This is a genomic window from Psychroserpens sp., from assembly GCF_045105015.1.
GTDB lineage: Bacteria > Bacteroidota > Bacteroidia > Flavobacteriales > Flavobacteriaceae > Psychroserpens.
Genome location: NZ_JBGCCX010000133.1, coordinates 13,241 through 31,687, shown reverse-complemented (window position 1 = coordinate 31,687; position 18,447 = coordinate 13,241). Strand labels below are relative to the sequence as shown.

The 18,447-nt window shown below is 30.1% G+C and carries 21 protein-coding genes; 9 read left to right on the top strand and 12 right to left on the bottom strand.

Going from position 1 to position 18,447, the window contains the following annotated elements:
- Together AB8B90_RS10100 and AB8B90_RS10095 are read left to right on the top strand one after the other, a co-directional pair.
- Positions 1–187: CBS domain-containing protein (locus AB8B90_RS10100; RefSeq protein WP_405336465.1), on the top strand; the 187-nt coding region annotated here is incomplete at its 5' end.
- Between the two features lie 49 nt (positions 188–236).
- On the top strand, positions 237–983 hold the full coding sequence (locus AB8B90_RS10095) for a VIT1/CCC1 transporter family protein (RefSeq protein ID WP_405336463.1): 747 nt from the start codon (positions 237–239) through the stop codon (positions 981–983).
- On the opposite strand, the gene AB8B90_RS10090 is transcribed toward AB8B90_RS10095, so the two are convergent.
- From AB8B90_RS10090 to AB8B90_RS10035, 12 genes are all read right to left on the bottom strand, one after another.
- The gene (locus AB8B90_RS10090) at positions 980–1,627 is read right to left on the bottom strand and encodes a hypothetical protein (protein ID WP_405336461.1); all 648 of its coding nucleotides are present in this window, start codon (positions 1,625–1,627) and stop codon (positions 980–982) included. The genes AB8B90_RS10095 and AB8B90_RS10090 overlap by 4 nt on opposite strands.
- Positions 1,628–1,637: 10 nt before the next feature.
- Complete coding sequence (locus tag AB8B90_RS10085; protein ID WP_405336459.1) at positions 1,638–2,075, bottom strand: hypothetical protein; 438 nt, start codon at positions 2,073–2,075, stop codon at positions 1,638–1,640.
- Positions 2,076–2,140: 65 nt separating this feature from the next.
- The gene (locus tag AB8B90_RS10080) at positions 2,141–2,593 is read right to left on the bottom strand and encodes an Hsp20/alpha crystallin family protein (RefSeq protein WP_405336457.1); all 453 of its coding nucleotides are present in this window, start codon (positions 2,591–2,593) and stop codon (positions 2,141–2,143) included.
- A 103-nt stretch (positions 2,594–2,696) separates the two neighbouring features.
- The gene (locus tag AB8B90_RS10075) at positions 2,697–4,070 is read right to left on the bottom strand and encodes an MBL fold metallo-hydrolase RNA specificity domain-containing protein (protein WP_405336467.1); all 1,374 of its coding nucleotides are present in this window, start codon (positions 4,068–4,070) and stop codon (positions 2,697–2,699) included.
- Position 4,071: 1 nt separating this feature from the next.
- The gene (locus AB8B90_RS10070) at positions 4,072–4,923 is read right to left on the bottom strand and encodes an ATP cone domain-containing protein (protein ID WP_405336455.1); all 852 of its coding nucleotides are present in this window, start codon (positions 4,921–4,923) and stop codon (positions 4,072–4,074) included.
- 107 nt (positions 4,924–5,030) lie between these two features.
- Positions 5,031–5,864, bottom strand: a complete 834-nt coding sequence (locus AB8B90_RS10065; RefSeq protein WP_405336453.1) for a universal stress protein — start codon at positions 5,862–5,864, stop codon at positions 5,031–5,033.
- A 75-nt stretch (positions 5,865–5,939) separates the two neighbouring features.
- Positions 5,940–6,782, bottom strand: coding sequence for a universal stress protein (locus tag AB8B90_RS10060; RefSeq protein WP_405336451.1), 843 nt, complete (start codon positions 6,780–6,782; stop codon positions 5,940–5,942).
- Positions 6,783–6,793: 11 nt separating this feature from the next.
- A complete protein-coding gene (locus AB8B90_RS10055) occupies positions 6,794–7,642 on the bottom strand; it encodes a universal stress protein (RefSeq protein WP_405336449.1) in 849 nt (282 codons plus the stop codon).
- Positions 7,643–8,121: 479 nt separating this feature from the next.
- Positions 8,122–8,508, bottom strand: coding sequence for a hypothetical protein (locus AB8B90_RS10050; protein ID WP_405336447.1), 387 nt, complete (start codon positions 8,506–8,508; stop codon positions 8,122–8,124).
- Positions 8,509–8,513: 5 nt separating this feature from the next.
- The gene (locus AB8B90_RS10045) at positions 8,514–9,362 is read right to left on the bottom strand and encodes a universal stress protein (RefSeq protein ID WP_405336445.1); all 849 of its coding nucleotides are present in this window, start codon (positions 9,360–9,362) and stop codon (positions 8,514–8,516) included.
- Positions 9,363–9,454: 92 nt separating this feature from the next.
- Positions 9,455–10,504 carry a response regulator gene (locus AB8B90_RS10040; protein ID WP_405336443.1) on the bottom strand — a complete coding sequence of 350 codons (1,050 nt, stop codon included), beginning with the start codon at positions 10,502–10,504 and terminating at the stop codon, positions 9,455–9,457.
- Positions 10,504–11,991 (bottom strand): PAS domain S-box protein, encoded by a 1,488-nt coding sequence (locus tag AB8B90_RS10035; RefSeq protein WP_405336441.1) that lies wholly within the window; start codon positions 11,989–11,991, stop codon positions 10,504–10,506. Before AB8B90_RS10035 ends, AB8B90_RS10040 begins: the two co-directional genes overlap by 1 nt.
- 126 nt (positions 11,992–12,117) lie before the next feature.
- Between AB8B90_RS10035 and AB8B90_RS10030 the strand changes: the two genes are divergently transcribed.
- The 7 genes from AB8B90_RS10030 (at position 12,118) to AB8B90_RS10000 (ending at position 18,440) form a co-directional block, all read left to right on the top strand.
- Complete coding sequence (locus AB8B90_RS10030; RefSeq protein ID WP_405336439.1) at positions 12,118–12,519, top strand: hypothetical protein; 402 nt, start codon at positions 12,118–12,120, stop codon at positions 12,517–12,519.
- A gap of 211 nt (positions 12,520–12,730) precedes the next feature.
- Positions 12,731–13,633 (top strand): hypothetical protein, encoded by a 903-nt coding sequence (locus AB8B90_RS10025; RefSeq protein WP_405336437.1) that lies wholly within the window; start codon positions 12,731–12,733, stop codon positions 13,631–13,633.
- A gap of 172 nt (positions 13,634–13,805) precedes the next feature.
- Complete coding sequence (locus AB8B90_RS10020; protein WP_405336435.1) at positions 13,806–14,414, top strand: WG repeat-containing protein; 609 nt, start codon at positions 13,806–13,808, stop codon at positions 14,412–14,414.
- 19 nt (positions 14,415–14,433) lie between these two features.
- The gene (locus AB8B90_RS10015; protein ID WP_405336433.1) at positions 14,434–15,513 is read left to right on the top strand and encodes an efflux RND transporter periplasmic adaptor subunit; all 1,080 of its coding nucleotides are present in this window, start codon (positions 14,434–14,436) and stop codon (positions 15,511–15,513) included.
- Positions 15,513–16,775 carry an ABC transporter permease gene (locus tag AB8B90_RS10010; protein WP_405336431.1) on the top strand — a complete coding sequence of 421 codons (1,263 nt, stop codon included), beginning with the start codon at positions 15,513–15,515 and terminating at the stop codon, positions 16,773–16,775. The genes AB8B90_RS10015 and AB8B90_RS10010 overlap by 1 nt, the downstream gene beginning before the upstream one ends.
- Before the next feature lies 1 nt (position 16,776).
- The gene (locus AB8B90_RS10005; protein WP_405336429.1) at positions 16,777–17,451 is read left to right on the top strand and encodes an ABC transporter ATP-binding protein; all 675 of its coding nucleotides are present in this window, start codon (positions 16,777–16,779) and stop codon (positions 17,449–17,451) included.
- Between the two features lie 98 nt (positions 17,452–17,549).
- Complete coding sequence (locus AB8B90_RS10000; RefSeq protein ID WP_405336427.1) at positions 17,550–18,440, top strand: RsiV family protein; 891 nt, start codon at positions 17,550–17,552, stop codon at positions 18,438–18,440.
- The last annotated feature ends 7 nt before the right edge of the window (positions 18,441–18,447 follow it).

The following is an 18,447-nucleotide window of genomic DNA, read 5'->3' as shown; positions in this document are numbered from 1 at the left end:
TATTGATGATGTGATGACATCATCAAATGTTCGAGTTGTTCATGTAGATTCTAGCGCTAAAGCAGCAGCCAAAATGATGTTAAGATACAGTGTACATCATTTAGTTGTCATGGATGAAGGCGAGATTAAGGGAATGATTAGTTCTTTAGATTTTGTTGACTTAGTCGCAAAGCATGCCTTAGAATAGAGGCTGTGTTTTGTGAAAGTCTTGTATATTTTCCTTTAATTAGTAGATAATGAGTAATCTGATAAGTAATCAAGATCCTAGAATTAGTTGTCAAACACAGTCCTTATTCAAAAAACATCAAGAGTATTTAGGTGAATTTGTGTATGGAGGTATTGATGGTGCTGTAACGACTTTTGCGGTAGTCGCTGGCTCTGTTGGTGCTGGTTTAGATAATACCATTATCATTATTTTAGGATTTGCTAATTTACTTGCCGATGGATTTGCGATGTCTATTGGTGCTTATTTATCATCGAAATCGGTAAAAGATAATTATAACAAACATAAAGCAGCTGAGTATTGGGAAGTAAATAATTTACCTGAACAAGAACGGGAAGAAGTTGAGTTGATTTATAGAAAAAAAGGATTTGAAGGTGATTTATTGAAACAAGTGGTTAACACTATAACAGCTGATAAAGATCGTTGGGTAGATGTTATGATGAAAGATGAATTAATGATGTCTGAAGAAACAAAATCTCCATTTAAGATTGGATTAGTAACCTATATTTCATTTGTTACCATAGGACTCATACCACTTCTAGTTTACCTTTGGGATTTTTTAAGTGAATTTCCTGGAAACTTATTTCTTTGGACAAGTATATTTACTTCAATCGCATTTGTGTTTATTGGATTTTTAAAAACATACGTTACAGAAACTAGTAAACTTAAAGGTATATTAGAAACACTTATACTTGGTGCATTAGCAGCTACAGTATCGTATTTTGTAGGTGATATTCTTGAAGGTATAATAACTAACTAATTAGTGCTCGTTTTTTTATCTTTAGCTATAGGATTAATAAGTTGTTCAGCATCTAAAGCTGCAATTACTAATTTAACGTAATCACTCACAGTTACGTCAACATCTTGTGGATCTGTTATATCGATATAACTTTTCCAAATAAGTTCTCTTTCTTTAGTTGGGCAAATACAATACATGGCTGTTTCTGCGTGATAAACCTTATATTCATTGTAGTATTCTGGGTTAAAGTATATGTCTTGATATTTTAAATAATCTTCTTTAAATCTAGTAATAGTCTCATTATAAGAATCAAAATTTTTCTTGTAAAGGATTTTATTTTCAATGCCAATTGTTTTAGTGAATAAAATTGTGTCAAAACCTTCACTCAATAACTGATATTCTAATGCTTTTAATTGCTCTTCAGAGGTTAAAGTGTTTTCAAAATAGTATACACTCCTTGTAGCTTCAAATCCTCTTAATTCAAATTCTTCTTGAAGTTGGGTTTCAAATTGATGTCTTACATTCTTGTTAGGAGTTAGTCCAACAACTAGAATTTTTACTGGCTCATAAGACTCTATTTCAGGGTTTTTCCAAGAATCGACAAGAGTCGCAGATGAACAACTGAAAAAGAATATAGCTATTGATAGTATTAAAAAATATTTCATGATTTTAAATTTAGGGTTTATCAATAATTCTTTTTTGACTTTTTTTTATTGATTTTATAATGTTAAAAAAATGAGTCTTTAGTTCTTTATAGTCAGTTAAATAATCATTTATTTCAGCCATCAAACCCATATGTTCTTTTACATATGCTTTCTCTTCTGAAATTTGATCTACATCATCTACTAAAATCTTTAGATCATTTTCATGTATTTTAATAGCCTCTATAAGTAGTAGCGTCTGTTTTTGAGAATTAGTTATGACTTTAATGAGTTCTCTATTTGAAGAAAATTTATCAGGCTCGATTAATTGTATTGTAAACATTTTAATAAGATCAAGAAAGAATAAATGCTCATCTTTTATAAATAGCAATTCTGATAACCATTCCTTTGAAGTTTTATGGATTTCATCAGCACTTTGCCATTCTATATATCGAATATTATCTGTAATCATTTTCATGTTTTTTAGTTTAAAGAAACAGAAGGCAGTCCCTCAAACTACCTTCTGTTTAATAAGTCCTACTTAACTTCAATTACTTTTTTTGGAGCTGAATTATCCTCCTCGTTTTTCAGTAGGTTTAATTTTAAGATTCCATTCTCATACGTTGCTTTAACGTCTTGATCTGTATTGATAGAATTTGGTAATCTTAAAGATCGTTTAAATGAATTATAACTAAACTCTTTACGAGTGTAATCATCTTTTTGTTCTTCCTTTTCATGTTGTTTTTTACCGCAAACATTAAGAATGTTATTGTCAATTGTGACTTCGAAATCTTTTTTTGAAAATCCAGGTGCAGCAAATTCTACTTCAAAGTCTGTATTATGCTCTTTTACATTCATAGCTGGCATTAAGCTATCTTCTTCAAAAAAATCGGTATTAAAGAAGTCTTCGTTGTTTAAAAATGATTTTAAGCTTTCATTATTCCAAGTTGGGAATATTCTATTTCTTTTGTTGAATTTGATATTTGACATAATTGTAGTTTTTAGAATTAAACTTTATTTTATATCACTAATGTATTGATGTATTGTGTTTTATGAAATGATTTTGGTCAGTTTGATAGATGTTTTATTTGATTTAAACCATCACTTTATCAACATTGGTTAATTTAGGGATCTTAATATGCCAACCAAATGTGTTTTCAATTTTAACTCTAAAGGCGTCTAAAGCCGAAGGTTCGCCATGAATTAAGTATACACACTCTGGTACATTTTTTATGCCACTTATCCAATGAATTAAATCGCCTTGATCGGCATGTGCAGATAAGCTTTCTATGCTTTTAATAGTTGCTTTTACAGGATAATATTTCCCAAAGAAGCGTATTTCGTGAGCACCTTCAAGTAATTGTCTTCCACGAGTGCCTTCAGCTTGATAACCAACTAAAAGAACTGTGGTAGAAGGCTCATCAATAAGCTGTTTTAAGTAGGTGAGGACACGTCCGCCAGTTACCATGCCACTGCCAGCAATTACAATTTTTGATCGTTTGTCATCTATGGTTTCCCATGTTTCTCTGTAAGATTGTACAATATTAACATGATTGCACATGGCCTGATACTCTTCAGGTGATAGTTTATGCCATTTAGGAAAACGTTTAAAAACATCTAAAACATTATTTCCCATAGGACTATCAATAAAAATTGGGATGTTTGGAATTTTTCGCTGTTTGTATAACTGCCAAAGTATATAAATCAAGGTTTGTAGTCTTTCAACTGCAAAGCTTGGTATAATTAGATTTCCTTTGTTGTGTATGGTTTCGTTGACCATTGATGTTAAGATTTCTTCAACATCGTCTATTGGGTGTAGTTTGTTACCATATGTACTTTCTATAAATAAGAAGTCAGCCCATTCAGGTGTTTTAGGATCCTTCAATAAGTAATCATTTTTTCTGCCAATGTCTCCTGAAAACACGAATCGTTTTCCGTTAATATCTAGTTCGATAAATGTTGCTCCTATAATATGTCCATTATATTGAAAACGATATAAGATGTGCTCAGATAAATGAATCCATTTATCTTCAATTTTAGCCTGAAATAGTGAAATTGTTGCTTCGGCTTCTTTTATAGTATAAAAAGGTAGTGCGGGATTATGCTTTGTGTACTTTTCTTTATTAGCTTTTTCTGCTTCTTCCTCGTGTATTTTAGCACTATCCTTTAAGATGATTTCAGCAATCGCTAGAGTAGGAGCAGTACCAATTATTTGTCCTCTAAAACCTTGTTTGAAGAGTCTAGGTAAATATCCTGTATGATCTAAGTGGCCATGAGTTAATAAAACGACATCAATGGCCTTAACATCAATAGGGAGATCAATCCAGTTTAATTCTCTCAATTCCTTTAACCCTTGAAACATTCCGCAATCGATAAGAATATTTTTCTCTGAAGTTTCGATAAGGAATTTAGAACCAGTAACAACTCCAGAAGCACCTAAAAAATTAATTTTCACAAACGTTTCCATGTCAGTGTGTTTTAGTATTGCATAATTGTGATATTTCATCAAGTATTTTTTCTTTCCTAACCTCTGAAATACCCAAATGGTCTAGGAAAAATGTGTTCTTCAATACGTTTCGACACAAAACAATATCTCTACTTATTAAAAATTGTTTTTCACGATTTGTTAGTAAAGTTGAAACAGTTATTGGATATAAACCTAAACGGTCAATTCTATCCTTTAGACCATTGTTTTTTGGATAATTCCAACTCATTAATTCTAAGCCACAGCAATTACCATATTGTAAAGCGTCTTCTGTGAACCTCGTATTCGTGATCACCCAACCTTTGGTTAGTTGTGTGCCATTTTTTGGATTATTGTTCCAGTGTGTTTGAATATCTCGATAGCGTGAATAAATATAAAGAGGAACCTTTACATTGCATTTTAGGCCTTGATCACTATGAAATTTACATTCAGCGATTGTAGTTTCATTATTTTTATGAGCAATAACATCAACCTCATGAGTTACACATTGTCCTTGCAGTATTTTACCAACTTCTACTTTATAACCTGAGTACTTTAAAATTTCGCCCACAAAACGCTCAAAAGGAAATCCTGTCGGTCCTAGTTCATAGATTGCTTTTTTAAGTTTGTATTTCGATGCATAGTAGCTTTTTTTCTTTTTTAACAATGCAAATGCTCTATTGTATATTTCTTTGGTAGAAATGCCTTGATATAATTCGTCTCTAACCTTATCTAGTATTTGATCTACACTTTGTTTGTCTGCACCAGTTTGTTGTAAAGATTTGCGCAATTTGTTAAGAGAGAATTTTACTTTTTCTCCTGATGATTTTGTAATATCTATGATTTTAGTTGCCATTTCCTGTGAATTTAAAAAGCTGCCAAAACCTAGAGCGATTCCAACAGCTTTTAGATAACTAACATGTTAAATGTAATATGTAAACACTTATTTTGAAATGATATTCATCAGTTTGAACATGGAATAACCAAAAAAGGTACGTTGGGATGGAAGCCAATTTTTTTTATGACAGGTTCATTTAAAATACTCTCAATAAAACTTCTTTCGTAATTTATCATAGCTAGAATGTTTATATTAAGTTCTATAATGAAATCATTGATTTCTATTGACTTTTTTTCATATTCTGGCATCCAATGGAAACTATGTGGATGGTCTTCAAGATTGGCTTTCAGCATTGCAAGATTATAATTTTGTATTTCGGTTAGATTTTCTTCTTCATTGATATGTACGATTCTTATTTTAGAGTTATGTAATTCAGCTAAATGTTTTAGTGGTACTAATTCTTCACCAAAAAACCTGTTGAAGTCGGTTGGAAACGCAATATCTTTTGGTTTAGTAAAATCAAATTCGTCAGGTACAATTAATAAGGGACAATCCTTGATTTTTTTTATAACATGAACAGTATTACTGCCAAAGAAAATTTCCTTTGCTTTGGTAGCTCCTTTTGTTCCCATGACTACAAGGTTTGCTTTGTATTTTCTTATTGCAGACTCTATAGCAAATTCTAAATCACTGCTGCTTAAAATACTATTGAAGTCGTGATTGGCATTGGCACTAGAGTTTTCTGCCATATCTTTTAATTCTTCAAGTTCTTTTAGTGCATTTTCAGACATTACTTTCAAGAGTCGATTTGAAAAATTTGACATTGAAGATACTTTCATCTTGGTAGAGTGAATGAAGTGAAATGTACATTCTTTTTCAGCATAAAGTTTTAATGCATATACTGCTGCACTCCATGCGTTATCTGAAAAATCTGTTGGTAGTAAAATGTGTGTTCTCATGATTATGTGTGTTTGAAGTAGATTAAAAAAATACTATTTAAAAATATGCTCTCCAATGTTATAAATCAGACCTATTTATTTTTTAGAAGGTATGACTAGAAATGGTGTGTTTAAATGAAACCCAATCTGATTCACCTTTGATTTGAAGAATAAATTTTCAAAAAAGGAATGTTTATTATTAATCATTACTAATAAATTAAATGTTGTCTTTAATTGAAAATCAACAATTGCTTCAGCTACATTTTCATTTTTAATATTGTGAAATAAAGGTGCTATTGGCTCAAAATACAAGTCTAGTATGTTTCGGTTTTTGATTTGATTTTCAGAAAGATGAATTTCGTGTGAAACATGTAAAATATTCAGCCTTGAATGATGAGCTTTGGCAAGATCAAGTAAAGGTTGTAATTGACTATCTTTAAATTCTACTTCATAATCAGAAGGGAATAAAATCTCTTTAGGTGATTCATATTCAAAGTTACTAGGAACTGCAATTACTGGACATTTCACACTATTTAAAATATGAATAGTATTAGATCCAAATAAAATGCCTTTAAGCCCAGAAGCACCTTTGGTTCCCATAATAATTAAGTCCATTACACCTCTTTCATAAAGTGTATTAATTTCTGCTGTTAACGTATTGAATGATGATATTTTTTTAAATGTGTGCTTAGGATTTTCAAAATTTTCATTGATCTTTTTTAAAAGATCATCTAACTCTTTTCTTGAAGTTTCTTTTATAGCTTCTCCAACCTGAAATGCCCTAGAACTTGTCTCCATATATTCAAGTTGATAATAGGTAGGCGTGTAAGTGTGTAATAAAATAAAATTGCATTTTTCATCTTTATAAAGTTGAAGAGCATAAACAATAGCATTCCAAGAATTGTTTGAAAAATCGGTTGGGAGAAGTATCTTTTTCATAATTTATGTATTTAATAGCGTCTAATATTCTGTAAGGCTAAAAATGGAATATCAATGTATAAACTTATTTTATCTATTGTTGATTGAAATAAGATGTTTTCAAGAAATGAATGCCTAGTATTAACCATGACTAGCATGTCAATAGGATGTTCTTTTATGTAAGTGTAAATAGCATTGACTTTATTTCTGTCATAAGTAGTAACCGAACTGACTTCTGTTTTATGTAATTCCTCCAAAATAAAGTTCTGGTTGTCTTCTTGTCTTAAAGAGAGATTTTTAGTTTTTGAAACGTGTAATAAGTCAATCTTTGCTCTATATGGTGAGGCAAGTTCACATAAAAGTTTAAGTTCTCTTCTCTTATATGGAATTAAATAATCAGTAGGAAAGAGTATATGTTTTGGTTGATTGTATTTGTAGTCTTTTGGAATAGCTAATACTGGACATTGTACATATTTTAAAACTTGTAAGGTACGTGTTCCAAAAGTCAATCTTCGATCATCTGTTTTTCCACGAGTCCCTATAACAATAACATCTATGTTTTCGCTATCAACGATTTTATCTGTTTCATCTAACAGTAAATTGTTTGAGGCTATGGTGTGGTATGTATGTCTTGGGTTTGGTGAAATTTCCTTAAGTTCTTCTAATATAGTTGCTAATTTTGATTCTGTCCTATTCGAGATAATTTTAGTAAGATCATTCATTGTCTCTCTTGACATGAGATCCTGATCTTCATAAATTTCATCCTTATAGGCATGCATGATGTAAAAAACGCTCTTCTCGTATTTAAAAAGTTCTAATGCGTATTTTAATGCATTCATTGCATTTTCTGAAAAATCTGTAGGAATCAATACTTTTCTCATTGGTAAAAAATTTATAGATGAAAATTTGTGTTTAAATCAGCATAAAAATTGAGCGAAAGAAACAGGAAGGTAAGCCTTCCTGTTTCTTAGCAATAGAGAGTTGTCAATCGATTTGTATACCCTTAAAAAATGTGTAGTGAATGAATTGCTAACTACAAATTAAACAACTGAAACATCTCTATCTGTAATCTTTAGGATGTGTGGTCTAAAGACTAATGTTTAAATTATTTCAAAGAGCATTTATGCTTTAGAAGTTAAATTTAAGTTACAGTAATTGAAATTGAAATGATATTGATCAGTCTTAAAGTATTTGACGATAAATAAAGAAGCCAAACAAATTGTTTGGCTTCTTTAAAAATTAATCCTAAAATTAATTTTAAATGAGAATCCCCACTCCCACTATGTCATTTATAATGACACTATAAATATAATTATACATCACAAATTAGTAAATGATATATGTCAGTAATGTTGTTTTATTAGAACAGTACTATCATGTGTGCACTATTAATAAGGTGTATTCCTACCAAGAACAAAAGCAAATACAACACTTGAACTAATTTGATATTCAATGTATTTAATAAACTAACAGTTGGTTTAGGTATTATAAATAACGCTAATCCTATGAATAGAGATGACCAGCCAATACCAGTAATGATAAATTTATAATTGAATTCCCAAATATTGTGAAATAGGATATTTAGTAAGCCTACAGTTATGGTTAGAAATGCTATTAATATCAGAAATTTTTCATCTTTTAAATCTGAGAAAATTTGCTTAATTCGCTCTGGTTTTAAACTTAATATTAAGAAAAAAATGATTAGGTACCATCCCCAGAATTTTGCTAAAAAGATTGAATTATCCATAATGTTTATTTTTTTTCATGCAGCACAAAAAAGGGAATGTCTGTATGATAGCTTATTTTTTCAACTTTTGAATGAAATAATATGTGTTCAAAATAATTTAGATTTTTTCCTACCATATAAAACATATCGATATTTCTGCTTTGAGCAAAACATTGAATAGCGTCTTCAATTTTTTTATTTGTTAAAAAATGAAAGTCAATGCTAAAGTTTTTAAAGTAGTTTTCTAATAATTTTTTATTTAATTTTTGGTCATCATTTAATTCTTTGTGCTTTTCTTTTATATGTAATATGTGTAGTGAAGTGTTGGGATAATTCAAAGTGTGTTTTATCGGTCGCAATATGTCTAAGTCATGTGATAATGAAAAATCAGTTGCAAAACCAATTTCTTTAGGCTTTACAAATTCAGAGTTTTCAGGAATGACTAAGGTGTTACATTTGACTTTTGTAATCACATCAGCAGTATTTGTTCCGAGTATTATTTCTTTTAAGCCTGTAGCACCTTTGGTGCCCATAATAATATAATCTATGTGCTTTTCTTCTATGTTTTTTCGTATTGAAGTTATAAGAAAATTATACTCTGATATACAATGGAAATTATGATTTTCCCTCTTTAGTAAAGATTCAGAAATACGACTAATTAATTGTTTTAATTTAAGTTGTGTAGGTTTAATATAACTATCTTCTATCTCCTCTTTACTCAGAATATATGAAGAATCATTAACCGCTAAATCAGCTATTTGGTTGGCGTGAAGGATATAAAAATTACAAGTGTAGTCTTCAAAAAACGCTATAGCATATTTAATAGCATTCCATGAATTATCTGAAAAATCTGTTGGCAAAAGTATATTTTTCATTTTACAACATCTTTAATATCGCAAATGTATGCTCATGCTTTTATAACTAAAATGATATTGATCATTTTAGTTATAAAAGCATAAATGAAAGACTAATAAATCTCTTTTAACTTTTTGAGATCTAATACTTTAATATGTCTGCCTTCAGATTTAATCAGGCCTTGATTTTTAAACGTTGTAAGTGCTCTAATTAATGTTTCTGTGGCGATACCTGCAACACTAGCCAAATCGCTTCGAGATATTTTTATTGGATCTTCAGGTTTACGATTGATTTTTTCAGCAAACTTTACAATGGTTGCAGCTGTTTTTCTGTTAACTGTTCCATAGGCCATTTCAAGTAATTGATTTTTGAGTATTGAAAGGTCATCAGATAGCAGTTGAAGAAGCTCAATTACTAATTTATGATTGTCATTAAGTATATCGCTAAAGTTGTGAGATGAGAGCCCCAATAATTGAAGAGGTTCAATTGCAGTTGCAGTTTCTCTGTGAGGATGGTTATCTATAAATGAAGCATAACCGAATAAATCATCTTCTTTAAATAAAGCAGTCGTGAGTTCTTTACCCTGTTCATCAATTTTATGGCATTTAATACTGCCTTTTTTTATTAAGTAAACGTAATTAGAGTGGTCACTTTCTCTATAAATAATATCATACTTTTCATAATTGAATACTTCACCATAATCATCAAAATGATTTTTTAAATCATTGAGTGTTTTTAATTCAGGTTTAGCAGTAGTTTTTGGAGTTGTCGATGTAGTTAATTCTTTTAATATTGCAGCTTTAGCTAATCTACTTTGTATAGCACTTATGAGTTCATCTTCACTAAAAGGTTTAGTTATATAATCGTCGGCACCTAAATTCATACCTTTTCTAACATCTTTGTGTTCGGTTTTAGCAGATAGAAAAATAAATGGTATATACTTGGTTTTTGGGTTTTTTGATAATACTTGGAGTGTATCATAACCATCTAATTCTGGCATCATAATATCACATATGATAATGTCTGGAAGATGTTTTTTTGCCAAAGTTATTCCAATTTTGCCATTGGGTGCTGTAATGGCTTTATAGCCTGATAATTCTAAGAGTTCAGCAGTATTTTCTCTAAGTACAGTATCGTCCTCTATTAGTAATATAGTTTTCATTATGATGCAGTATTTGGCAAAGTTATAATAAACGTAGAACCTTTAAGCTCTTCACTTATAAAGCTGATGTTTCCACCTAGATTTTCTAGGTAATGTTTTGCAATGTTCAAACCTATACCAGTGCCTTGAATATTAATGACATTTTCAGCTCTAAAATAACGTTCAAATATGTTTTTTTGATCCTTTTTAGGAATGCCTATACCATTGTCTATAATTTGAATTTTTGTTTCAAAATTATCTTGATCTATCGCAATGGTAATCACTGTGTTTTGGTTTGAGTATTTAATAGCATTATTAACTAAATTAGCTAAAATTAAACCTAATATTTTTTTGTCTTGGTAAAGTGAAACATGATTAATGTTTTTCGGATATTTTATGTGTTGGCCTTCTTTCAACAACATGTTTGCATTATAAACTACTTCGTCTATAACTTCACTTATTTTGAAATCAGTGAAATTGAAAGATAGTTTACCTGATTCTAGTTTCTCTAAAGAAAGAAAATCATTTAAGATGTTGTTCAAATAATGAACTTTGTTAGAAATAGTTTTAATATGTTTATCACGTTTTTTTTGCTCTTCACTCAATTTGTACTTACTTAAAATAGTTGCTGAGGTCAAAATACCACTTAAAGGAGTTTTGAATTCGTGTGAAACCAATGATAAAAATCGTGTTTTCATAGCATTCAATTCTTTTTCTTTAAGTAGTGCAGTTTGTAACAGCTCTGATCGCTCTTCAACTTTTTTCCGTCCGGTAACATCATTTTGAATTCCAATAAAATGTGTGACTACACCTTTTTGGTTTGTTATTGGCATTATATATAAGTCGTTCCAAAACATAGTACCATCTTTCTTATAATTACGAAGTGTAACTTGACAATTATTACCGCTTTGTATGGCTTCTCTTAAGTCTTTTAGAGCAGGTTGGTGTTTGTCTTTTCCTTGTAAAAACCTACAATTATGATTAAGAATTTCCTTAGATGAGTAACCTGTAAGGTTCTGAAAGGCTGAATTAAAATAAATAATCGGGTTATCTGCTCTAAGCGCATCTGTTATTATAATACCATTACTTGCAGAGTGAAGCGCTCTACTTTTTAGCATAAGATCTTTTTTAGTCTCTTTTAACTCTGTTACATCTCTAATTAGAGCCATTACATAAGTCTTATCATAAATTTTAAAAGGATTTAGTTCTACCTCAATGTCTATGATATCTCCACTCTTTTTTAAGCCATAAATATCTGAAGCTTCTCCCATTCGTCGTCTTTTGCCGTTTTCGATAAATTTCTCAAAATGTAGTGCATGATTGTCATGGTAATTTGACGGTAGTAATAGGTTTAATGGCTTATTAATTAACTCAGTTTTAGGATAGCCAAATGTAGTTTCAGCTATGTCATTCACTTCCATAATATGTTGACAATTATCAACAATAATGACAGCGTCAGAAACAGATTCTAATAAGATATTAAATATTTCTTGGTCTTGTTGAAACATAGGATTTAGTATAGAAAAGTGTAATATAAAAATACAAAAAAAAGCGCACTTTATTTGCTTTCAACTGATGAATATCATTGATGAAAAAGTCTAATGTATTTAAATTTATACTCTAAGATTTATTTTATGAAAAACGCAATTGATGAAAAATTTTGTGAACATATAGCTAAATTATTTTACGCTATTGCTTGTGTAGACAAACGAATAGAGAAAGTTGAATATGATGTTTTTAAGTCTAAAATGAAATCTATCGATGAACTTTTTAATTATTCAGAACTCAAAGTTGATGTTGATATGTATTATCATATTACTTCAACTTTTAATATGTTGTATTTAAATCAATTTAAATCTCATCAGTGTTTTGAAGATTTTATTTTTTATTTGAAGAATAACTCACATCAATTTCCAAAATCTGTAAGAATTATACTCTTAAAAATTGCAGGTCAAATTGCTGCCAGTTATTCAGGTCAGAATAAATCTGAACTTATCTTTCTCGCTAAACTTAGTATAGAGTTCAAAAAGCTCTAATTATAAGTAAGCTACTCTCTCTCTCTCTCTCTCTCTCTCTCTCTCTCTCTCTTGTTTTTAAATGTATTTTTCAATGAATAGACAAAACAGATCATTAACGACTTAGACTGCGAGTTTGAATTATATATATATTGATAAGACTGATGGATATCATTGTATGAAAAGTAATACAAACTTAGATTTGGTACTATTAATCAATACATATTTTATCATGAAAACAGTTATTTTAAAAAGTTTAGGAATTTTATTAGTTTTTGCAGCGTTCGCAACGTTCACTAATTGTAGTGACGACGATGATAATGACGATCCAATAGTCATAAATGATGTTATGGTTGTTTATAATAGGGCAACTGGTGTATTTTCAGCCATTAATAAAACTACTGGCGCATTAACTAGTTTAGGATCAATCTCGTATGAAGGACAACCATTATTAGGATTAAGAGATGTTGTTTATAATTCTGCTAATGGCTTGGTGTACGCAACTTCCAACGCTAATAGTCCAGGTGACGGAATTATTTATAGTATTAATCCTTCAACTTTGGAAGCAACGGTATTAAATGACAATGCTAATGATGATTGGTATTCGCTTCCTGGTATTGAAATGCACAATGGTAAAATATTGGGCACTGTGTACTGGGATGATTATAATTATGAAGAATACTCAGGCTTGATTTGGTTAAATTTAGATGGGTCAATTAACGATGTTGCTTATTTTACATATGAAGGAGATGATTATAATGTATGCTGTGGTATGGGATTAGAATATGGGGTTGATAGCAATCAAATCTATATTTCTTACGAACGAGAAATTGTAGTCTCTGATTTAAATGGTAACGTGTCTGAAGTCATTGAATTGACTGCAGTCGGATTTCCACCAACTCGAGTGGCAGCAGGAGGCGGAAATGGTCTTGGATATGTAAGATGCCTAGAAAAAGATGCAAATGGAATCCTATATGGTTTAGATCAAAATGGAGTTTTCGGTACAATCAACTTAGAATTGGGTACGTTTAACTACATTTCTAGCCTAAATTTTCAAAGTAGCGATAGGTCAGCATTAGCAGATGGCAGTGATTGGTTAGCATTATCAAAGATTCCAGAAAATGTGTTTCAATAAACACCTCTTATTAATATAAATAAAAAAGAAGACTATTGTGGTCTTCTTTTTTATTTAAACAATTCTCATTAAATATTAAACTTGTGTTATAATTTCAATAGTCTGATAGATATCATTTTATAAGGTTTAGTTCAAATCTATATTTGTCCTAGTAATATTTAATCTAATAGTCATGAAAAACTTAAGCTTCGTTTTAGTAATGATGACCATATCATTATTTGGATTTTCTCAATCACTAGAAAATGTTGATTTTATTTCTCCATTCAATGAGGGTTTTGCTGCAATACAAAAAGATGGTCAATGGTCGTTTATAAATCAGCAAGGTATTTTAATAATGGATTTTAGAAGTGATTTGGTTGTGTCTCAAAATTTAGATGGAAGTTTTCCAGTATTTAGCAGTGGTAGATGTCTTATTGAAGAAAAGAGAAACGGGATTTCTTATTTTGGTTATATCAATACCTGTGGAACAAAAATTATTGAACCTCAATATTTAAATGCTTTGAATTTTGATAATGGATTAGCGATTGTCTTAGAATTAATAAAAGTGAGAGTTGGAACAAATGAAGTCCTTGGTAAAAATGTCGCTTATGACAAATATTTGGAAGCAGTTATAGATGTTCAAGGTAATATAAAAGGTTATGTGAGTCCAAAAAGAACTAATGTTCTTTTAGATAAAAAATTCTTGCGGCAACCACCTAAAATTGCAACCAAAAAGATTTCAAATAATTTATATGCATTATTAAATAAAAATAACACTTGGGATATTAAAGTGATTAATTAAATTTTATAAATAGTTCTTAATGAAAACTTTAAATTATTTGATGGTTTTTTTAGTAATGGCATCTTGTTCTAGTAAGGATAATGGGATTTTGCCAATGGAACTTACATTAACCGAATCAGTCTATGCTTCTGCAACAGTTCAGCCAGATAGCTTGTATCAAGTATATGCCTCAATATCTGGTATATTAGATAAGGTTTTAGTAGAGGAAGGTGATCTAATTACAGAAAACAATTCTTTATTTGAAATTATTAATGCGACACCTAAATTAAACACTCAAAATGCGAAATTAGCTTTAGATCTAGCCAAAGAAAACTTTAATGGTAGTGCAACTGTTTTGGAAAGTATTAAAGATGAGATAATAGCTGAGATATTAACTTATAAAAATGATTCTATTAACTATTATCGACAAAAGAATCTTTGGGATCAAAATATTGGATCTAAGGTTCAATATGATGAGAAAAAACTAAAGTATGAGTTGACTTCAAATAAGTTAAAGCTTCTAGAAAATAAACTTAATAGAACAAAAAATGAATTGCTTACAGCTGTAAAGCAAGCAAGAAATAACTATCAAACAGCATCAATCACTACAAGTGATTTTACAATAAATAGTAAAATAAGTGGAAAAGTTTATGCATTGTACAAAGAACCTGGAGAAATTGTTACGAGTATGGAGCCCTTAGCATCTATTGGAAGCTCTAAACGTTTTATTATCGAATTATTAGTTGATGAAGTAGATATCGTAAAAATAATAGAGTCTCAGGATGTCATTATTCATCTTGATGCCTATAAAGATAAAGTATTCAATGGCAGTATATCTAAAATATATCCAAAGAAAGATGAACGAAATCAGACTTTTACAATCGAGGCTGTTTTTGTCAATCCTCCAAAAGTATTGTACCCAGGATTATCTGGAGAAGCAAACATTATTATTGGTAAAAAGGAAAATGTGTTGACAATACCTAAGCCTTATTTAGTCGATTCAAATAAAGTGAAAACTAACGACGGATTAGTAACTGTTAAAGTAGGTCTACAAAATATGGATTATGTAGAAATCTTATCAGGAATAACAAAAGACACTCATATTTATAAATCGGAGTGATGACAAATTGGAGAGTTATATTCAGTATTGCTAAAACACATTTGCTCACCAAAATTAAGCAAACATCAACTGCAGCGCTTGGTGTTACCTTTGGAATTGGTGCTTATATTACTTTAGTCTGTTTTATGACCGGTTTAAATGGTATGTTAGATGATTTAATTTTAAATCAAACTCCTCATATTCACATTTATAATGAAATTGAACCTTCAGAAAAGCAGCCAATTTCTATGTTTGAAGATATTGAAAAGGCGTTCAATGTGGTACACTCTGTTAAACCTAAACTGAGTCAGAAAAAAATTCACAATGCTTTACCAATTATAGATCATTTAAAGTCCAATAAAGATGTCTATGGTGCTTTGCCACAGATAAAAACACAGATATTTTACATCGCTGGATCTATTGAATTAGGAGGTAATTTAACAGGAATTATGCCCATAGATGAAGCTAATTTATTCAATATGAAAGATTATATAGTTGAGGGCTCAGCAAAGGATTTGCAAAATACTGATAATGGTATTTTACTAGGTGTTGGAATCGCAAGAAAAATGTCTTTAAAAGTTGGAGATCGTGTTCAGGTGAGTCCAATTAATGGAGGGCTCTTTCCTCTTAAAATTGTTGGAATTTATCAAAGTGGTATTGCAGATTTAGATGCTATTCAGAGTTTTGTAAATATTAAAACCGTGCAACGTATTTTGGGTAAGGCTAATAATTATGTGACAGACATCAATGTAAAACTTTTTGATATTGAACAAGCGACTTCAATGGCAAAGAGTATTGAACAACAATTTCATCTTACTGCTATTGATATTAAAACTGCAAATGCACAATTTGAAACAGGCACAACAATCAGAAATCTGATAACGTATGCAGTTTCTATCACTTTACTTATCGTAGCTGGATTTGGTATTTATAATATTTTAAATATGCTTATTTATGAGAAAATGAACGATATCGCTATTCTCAAAGCAACTGGATTCTCAGGAAACGATGTGCAATTGATTTTTATGAGCCAAGCCATGATTATTGGTTTTGTTGGAGGCATTCTTGGATTACTAATCGGATTCGCATTGGTAAGTTTGATTGATACTATTCCTTTTCAAACAGAAGCACTCCCAACCATAGAGACGTATCCAATAAATATGAATCCAGTATATTTTATTATCGGATTTTCATTTGCAATGCTTTCAACTTTTTTTGCAGGTTATTTACCATCTGTGAAAGCAAAAAAAATAGATCCCGTAAAAATAATTAGAGGTCAATAAAATGAGTGTAGTTTTAGAAGCTAAACATATCAATAAATACTTTAAGAAACCTGTGTTGTTTCATGTGTTGAAGGATGTCAATTTTAAAATTAAAAAAGGGGAGTTTGCCTCTATAATGGGAAAGTCTGGTTGTGGGAAATCAACGTTGTTGTATATTCTCTCTACTATGGATACCGATTATGAAGGAGAATTGATTCTGAATAACCAATTAATTACAGGTCAAACCAGTGCGCAATTATCATATTTACGAAATAAACATATTGGTTTCGTATTCCAGTTTCATTATTTACTATCTGAATTTTCTGTCTTAGAAAATGTCATGCTTCCGGCAAAAAAGTTAGGTGAAAAGTCAATGAAAGACATAGAGCATGATGCCTTAGAGAAATTAAGGATACTTAATATTGACCATCTGGCTAATAAAAAAGCATCACGTGTGTCTGGTGGTGAAAAACAGCGAGTCGCTATTGCTAGAGCATTGATTAATAATCCCTCAATAATTATGGGCGACGAACCAACAGGAAACTTAGATAGTTATAATGCCGAAAATGTATTTAATATTTTTAAACAATTGAGTAAGGAACAAGGCATGTCTTTGTTAATTGTGACTCATGACAAAGATTTTGCCAATAAAACAGATAGAATAATTCAAATGGGAGATGGTAAAATTATCACTTAAATATTATAAATTTAAGGTGCTTATCATCAAATGAAACTATTAAATATCATCCGAAAGCCAGATGAATTAAAAATAGAATTAATTTTAAAACATATCAAATGAAATACATATGCTTAGTAGTCTTATTCATTTTGCTTTCAAATTGTAAAAGTGAACATAATCAGAACAGTAACGAACAAATTCTAGAGGTAAAAGATATTGAAGAGATTGAGACTGTTTTCTCAGATACAATACAAAATATAGATAAAGATATTCAGCCTATAGAAAAGGCTATTTCAATTGAATTAAAGCAAAAAAAGTTGATTGAGAAACCCGATGAACGAGAAAAATTTCAATCATTAATCATTGATAAGAGTTATGTTGTCGATAAAAAGGATTATACCATCAATTTTAAATATCCATTACTCAATGAGTCTATTAAACCTACTCATAGTAATTTTAATGAATTTATAAATGAATACTATGTAAATATAACAAAAACGGAATCTGAGATATTAGAAAGTAAATTGTTGTGTGATAGTATTGAAGCAATAACATTTAGGGAAGAAAGGTTTATAGATTACAAAATTTTTATTGCTAATGATGAATTGGTAAGTGTGCTTTTTTATAAAGAGAATTTTTATTCAGGTGCCATGCATTCTAGTTATTCTTTTGATGGATTTAATTTTGATTTAAATAAAGGAGGCTTTATGACTTATGAAGATTTTTTCATTGAAGGATCGGAAGATGATTTATTAGTTATCATTAATGAACAAATAAGAAAGAAAGCTGGCAAAGGAGACTTGTATTACGATTGCTGGGAATTATCTCTAGAGGACTTTTTTTTAGGTAAAAATAATTTTGTTCTTAATGATACAAACCTAGAGTTTTACTTTGATGATTGTGTCATGTGTCCATCCTATACCGGAACTTATTCTATTGAGCTTCCACTTAAAGTCTTGAAGCCAGTATTGAAAAAGTATGATGCTAACCCTTTACGGATTCAATAAAAAGTCA

What these genes read in the sequence shown, in the direction of transcription:
- AB8B90_RS10050 (WP_405336447.1), bottom strand. Translation starts at nt 8,508, where the DNA reads ATGGATAATTCAATCTTTTTAGCAAAATTCTGGGGATGGTACCTAATC.
- AB8B90_RS10055 (WP_405336449.1), bottom strand. Translation starts at nt 7,642, where the DNA reads ATGAGAAAAGTATTGATTCCTACAGATTTTTCAGAAAATGCAATGAAT.
- AB8B90_RS10090 (WP_405336461.1), bottom strand. Translation starts at nt 1,627, where the DNA reads ATGAAATATTTTTTAATACTATCAATAGCTATATTCTTTTTCAGTTGT.
- AB8B90_RS10085 (WP_405336459.1), bottom strand. Translation starts at nt 2,075, where the DNA reads ATGATTACAGATAATATTCGATATATAGAATGGCAAAGTGCTGATGAA.
- AB8B90_RS10020 (WP_405336435.1), top strand. Translation starts at nt 13,806, where the DNA reads ATGAAAAACTTAAGCTTCGTTTTAGTAATGATGACCATATCATTATTT.
- AB8B90_RS10095 (WP_405336463.1), top strand. Translation starts at nt 237, where the DNA reads ATGAGTAATCTGATAAGTAATCAAGATCCTAGAATTAGTTGTCAAACA.
- AB8B90_RS10010 (WP_405336431.1), top strand. Translation starts at nt 15,513, where the DNA reads ATGACAAATTGGAGAGTTATATTCAGTATTGCTAAAACACATTTGCTC.
- AB8B90_RS10080 (WP_405336457.1), bottom strand. Translation starts at nt 2,593, where the DNA reads ATGTCAAATATCAAATTCAACAAAAGAAATAGAATATTCCCAACTTGG.
- AB8B90_RS10035 (WP_405336441.1), bottom strand. Translation starts at nt 11,991, where the DNA reads ATGTTTCAACAAGACCAAGAAATATTTAATATCTTATTAGAATCTGTT.
- AB8B90_RS10075 (WP_405336467.1), bottom strand. Translation starts at nt 4,070, where the DNA reads ATGGAAACGTTTGTGAAAATTAATTTTTTAGGTGCTTCTGGAGTTGTT.
- AB8B90_RS10060 (WP_405336451.1), bottom strand. Translation starts at nt 6,782, where the DNA reads ATGAAAAAGATACTTCTCCCAACCGATTTTTCAAACAATTCTTGGAAT.
- AB8B90_RS10000 (WP_405336427.1), top strand. Translation starts at nt 17,550, where the DNA reads ATGAAATACATATGCTTAGTAGTCTTATTCATTTTGCTTTCAAATTGT.
- AB8B90_RS10070 (WP_405336455.1), bottom strand. Translation starts at nt 4,923, where the DNA reads ATGGCAACTAAAATCATAGATATTACAAAATCATCAGGAGAAAAAGTA.
- AB8B90_RS10025 (WP_405336437.1), top strand. Translation starts at nt 12,731, where the DNA reads ATGAAAACAGTTATTTTAAAAAGTTTAGGAATTTTATTAGTTTTTGCA.
- AB8B90_RS10015 (WP_405336433.1), top strand. Translation starts at nt 14,434, where the DNA reads ATGAAAACTTTAAATTATTTGATGGTTTTTTTAGTAATGGCATCTTGT.
- AB8B90_RS10005 (WP_405336429.1), top strand. Translation starts at nt 16,777, where the DNA reads ATGAGTGTAGTTTTAGAAGCTAAACATATCAATAAATACTTTAAGAAA.
- AB8B90_RS10030 (WP_405336439.1), top strand. Translation starts at nt 12,118, where the DNA reads ATGAAAAACGCAATTGATGAAAAATTTTGTGAACATATAGCTAAATTA.
- AB8B90_RS10065 (WP_405336453.1), bottom strand. Translation starts at nt 5,864, where the DNA reads ATGAGAACACACATTTTACTACCAACAGATTTTTCAGATAACGCATGG.
- AB8B90_RS10045 (WP_405336445.1), bottom strand. Translation starts at nt 9,362, where the DNA reads ATGAAAAATATACTTTTGCCAACAGATTTTTCAGATAATTCATGGAAT.
- AB8B90_RS10040 (WP_405336443.1), bottom strand. Translation starts at nt 10,504, where the DNA reads ATGAAAACTATATTACTAATAGAGGACGATACTGTACTTAGAGAAAAT.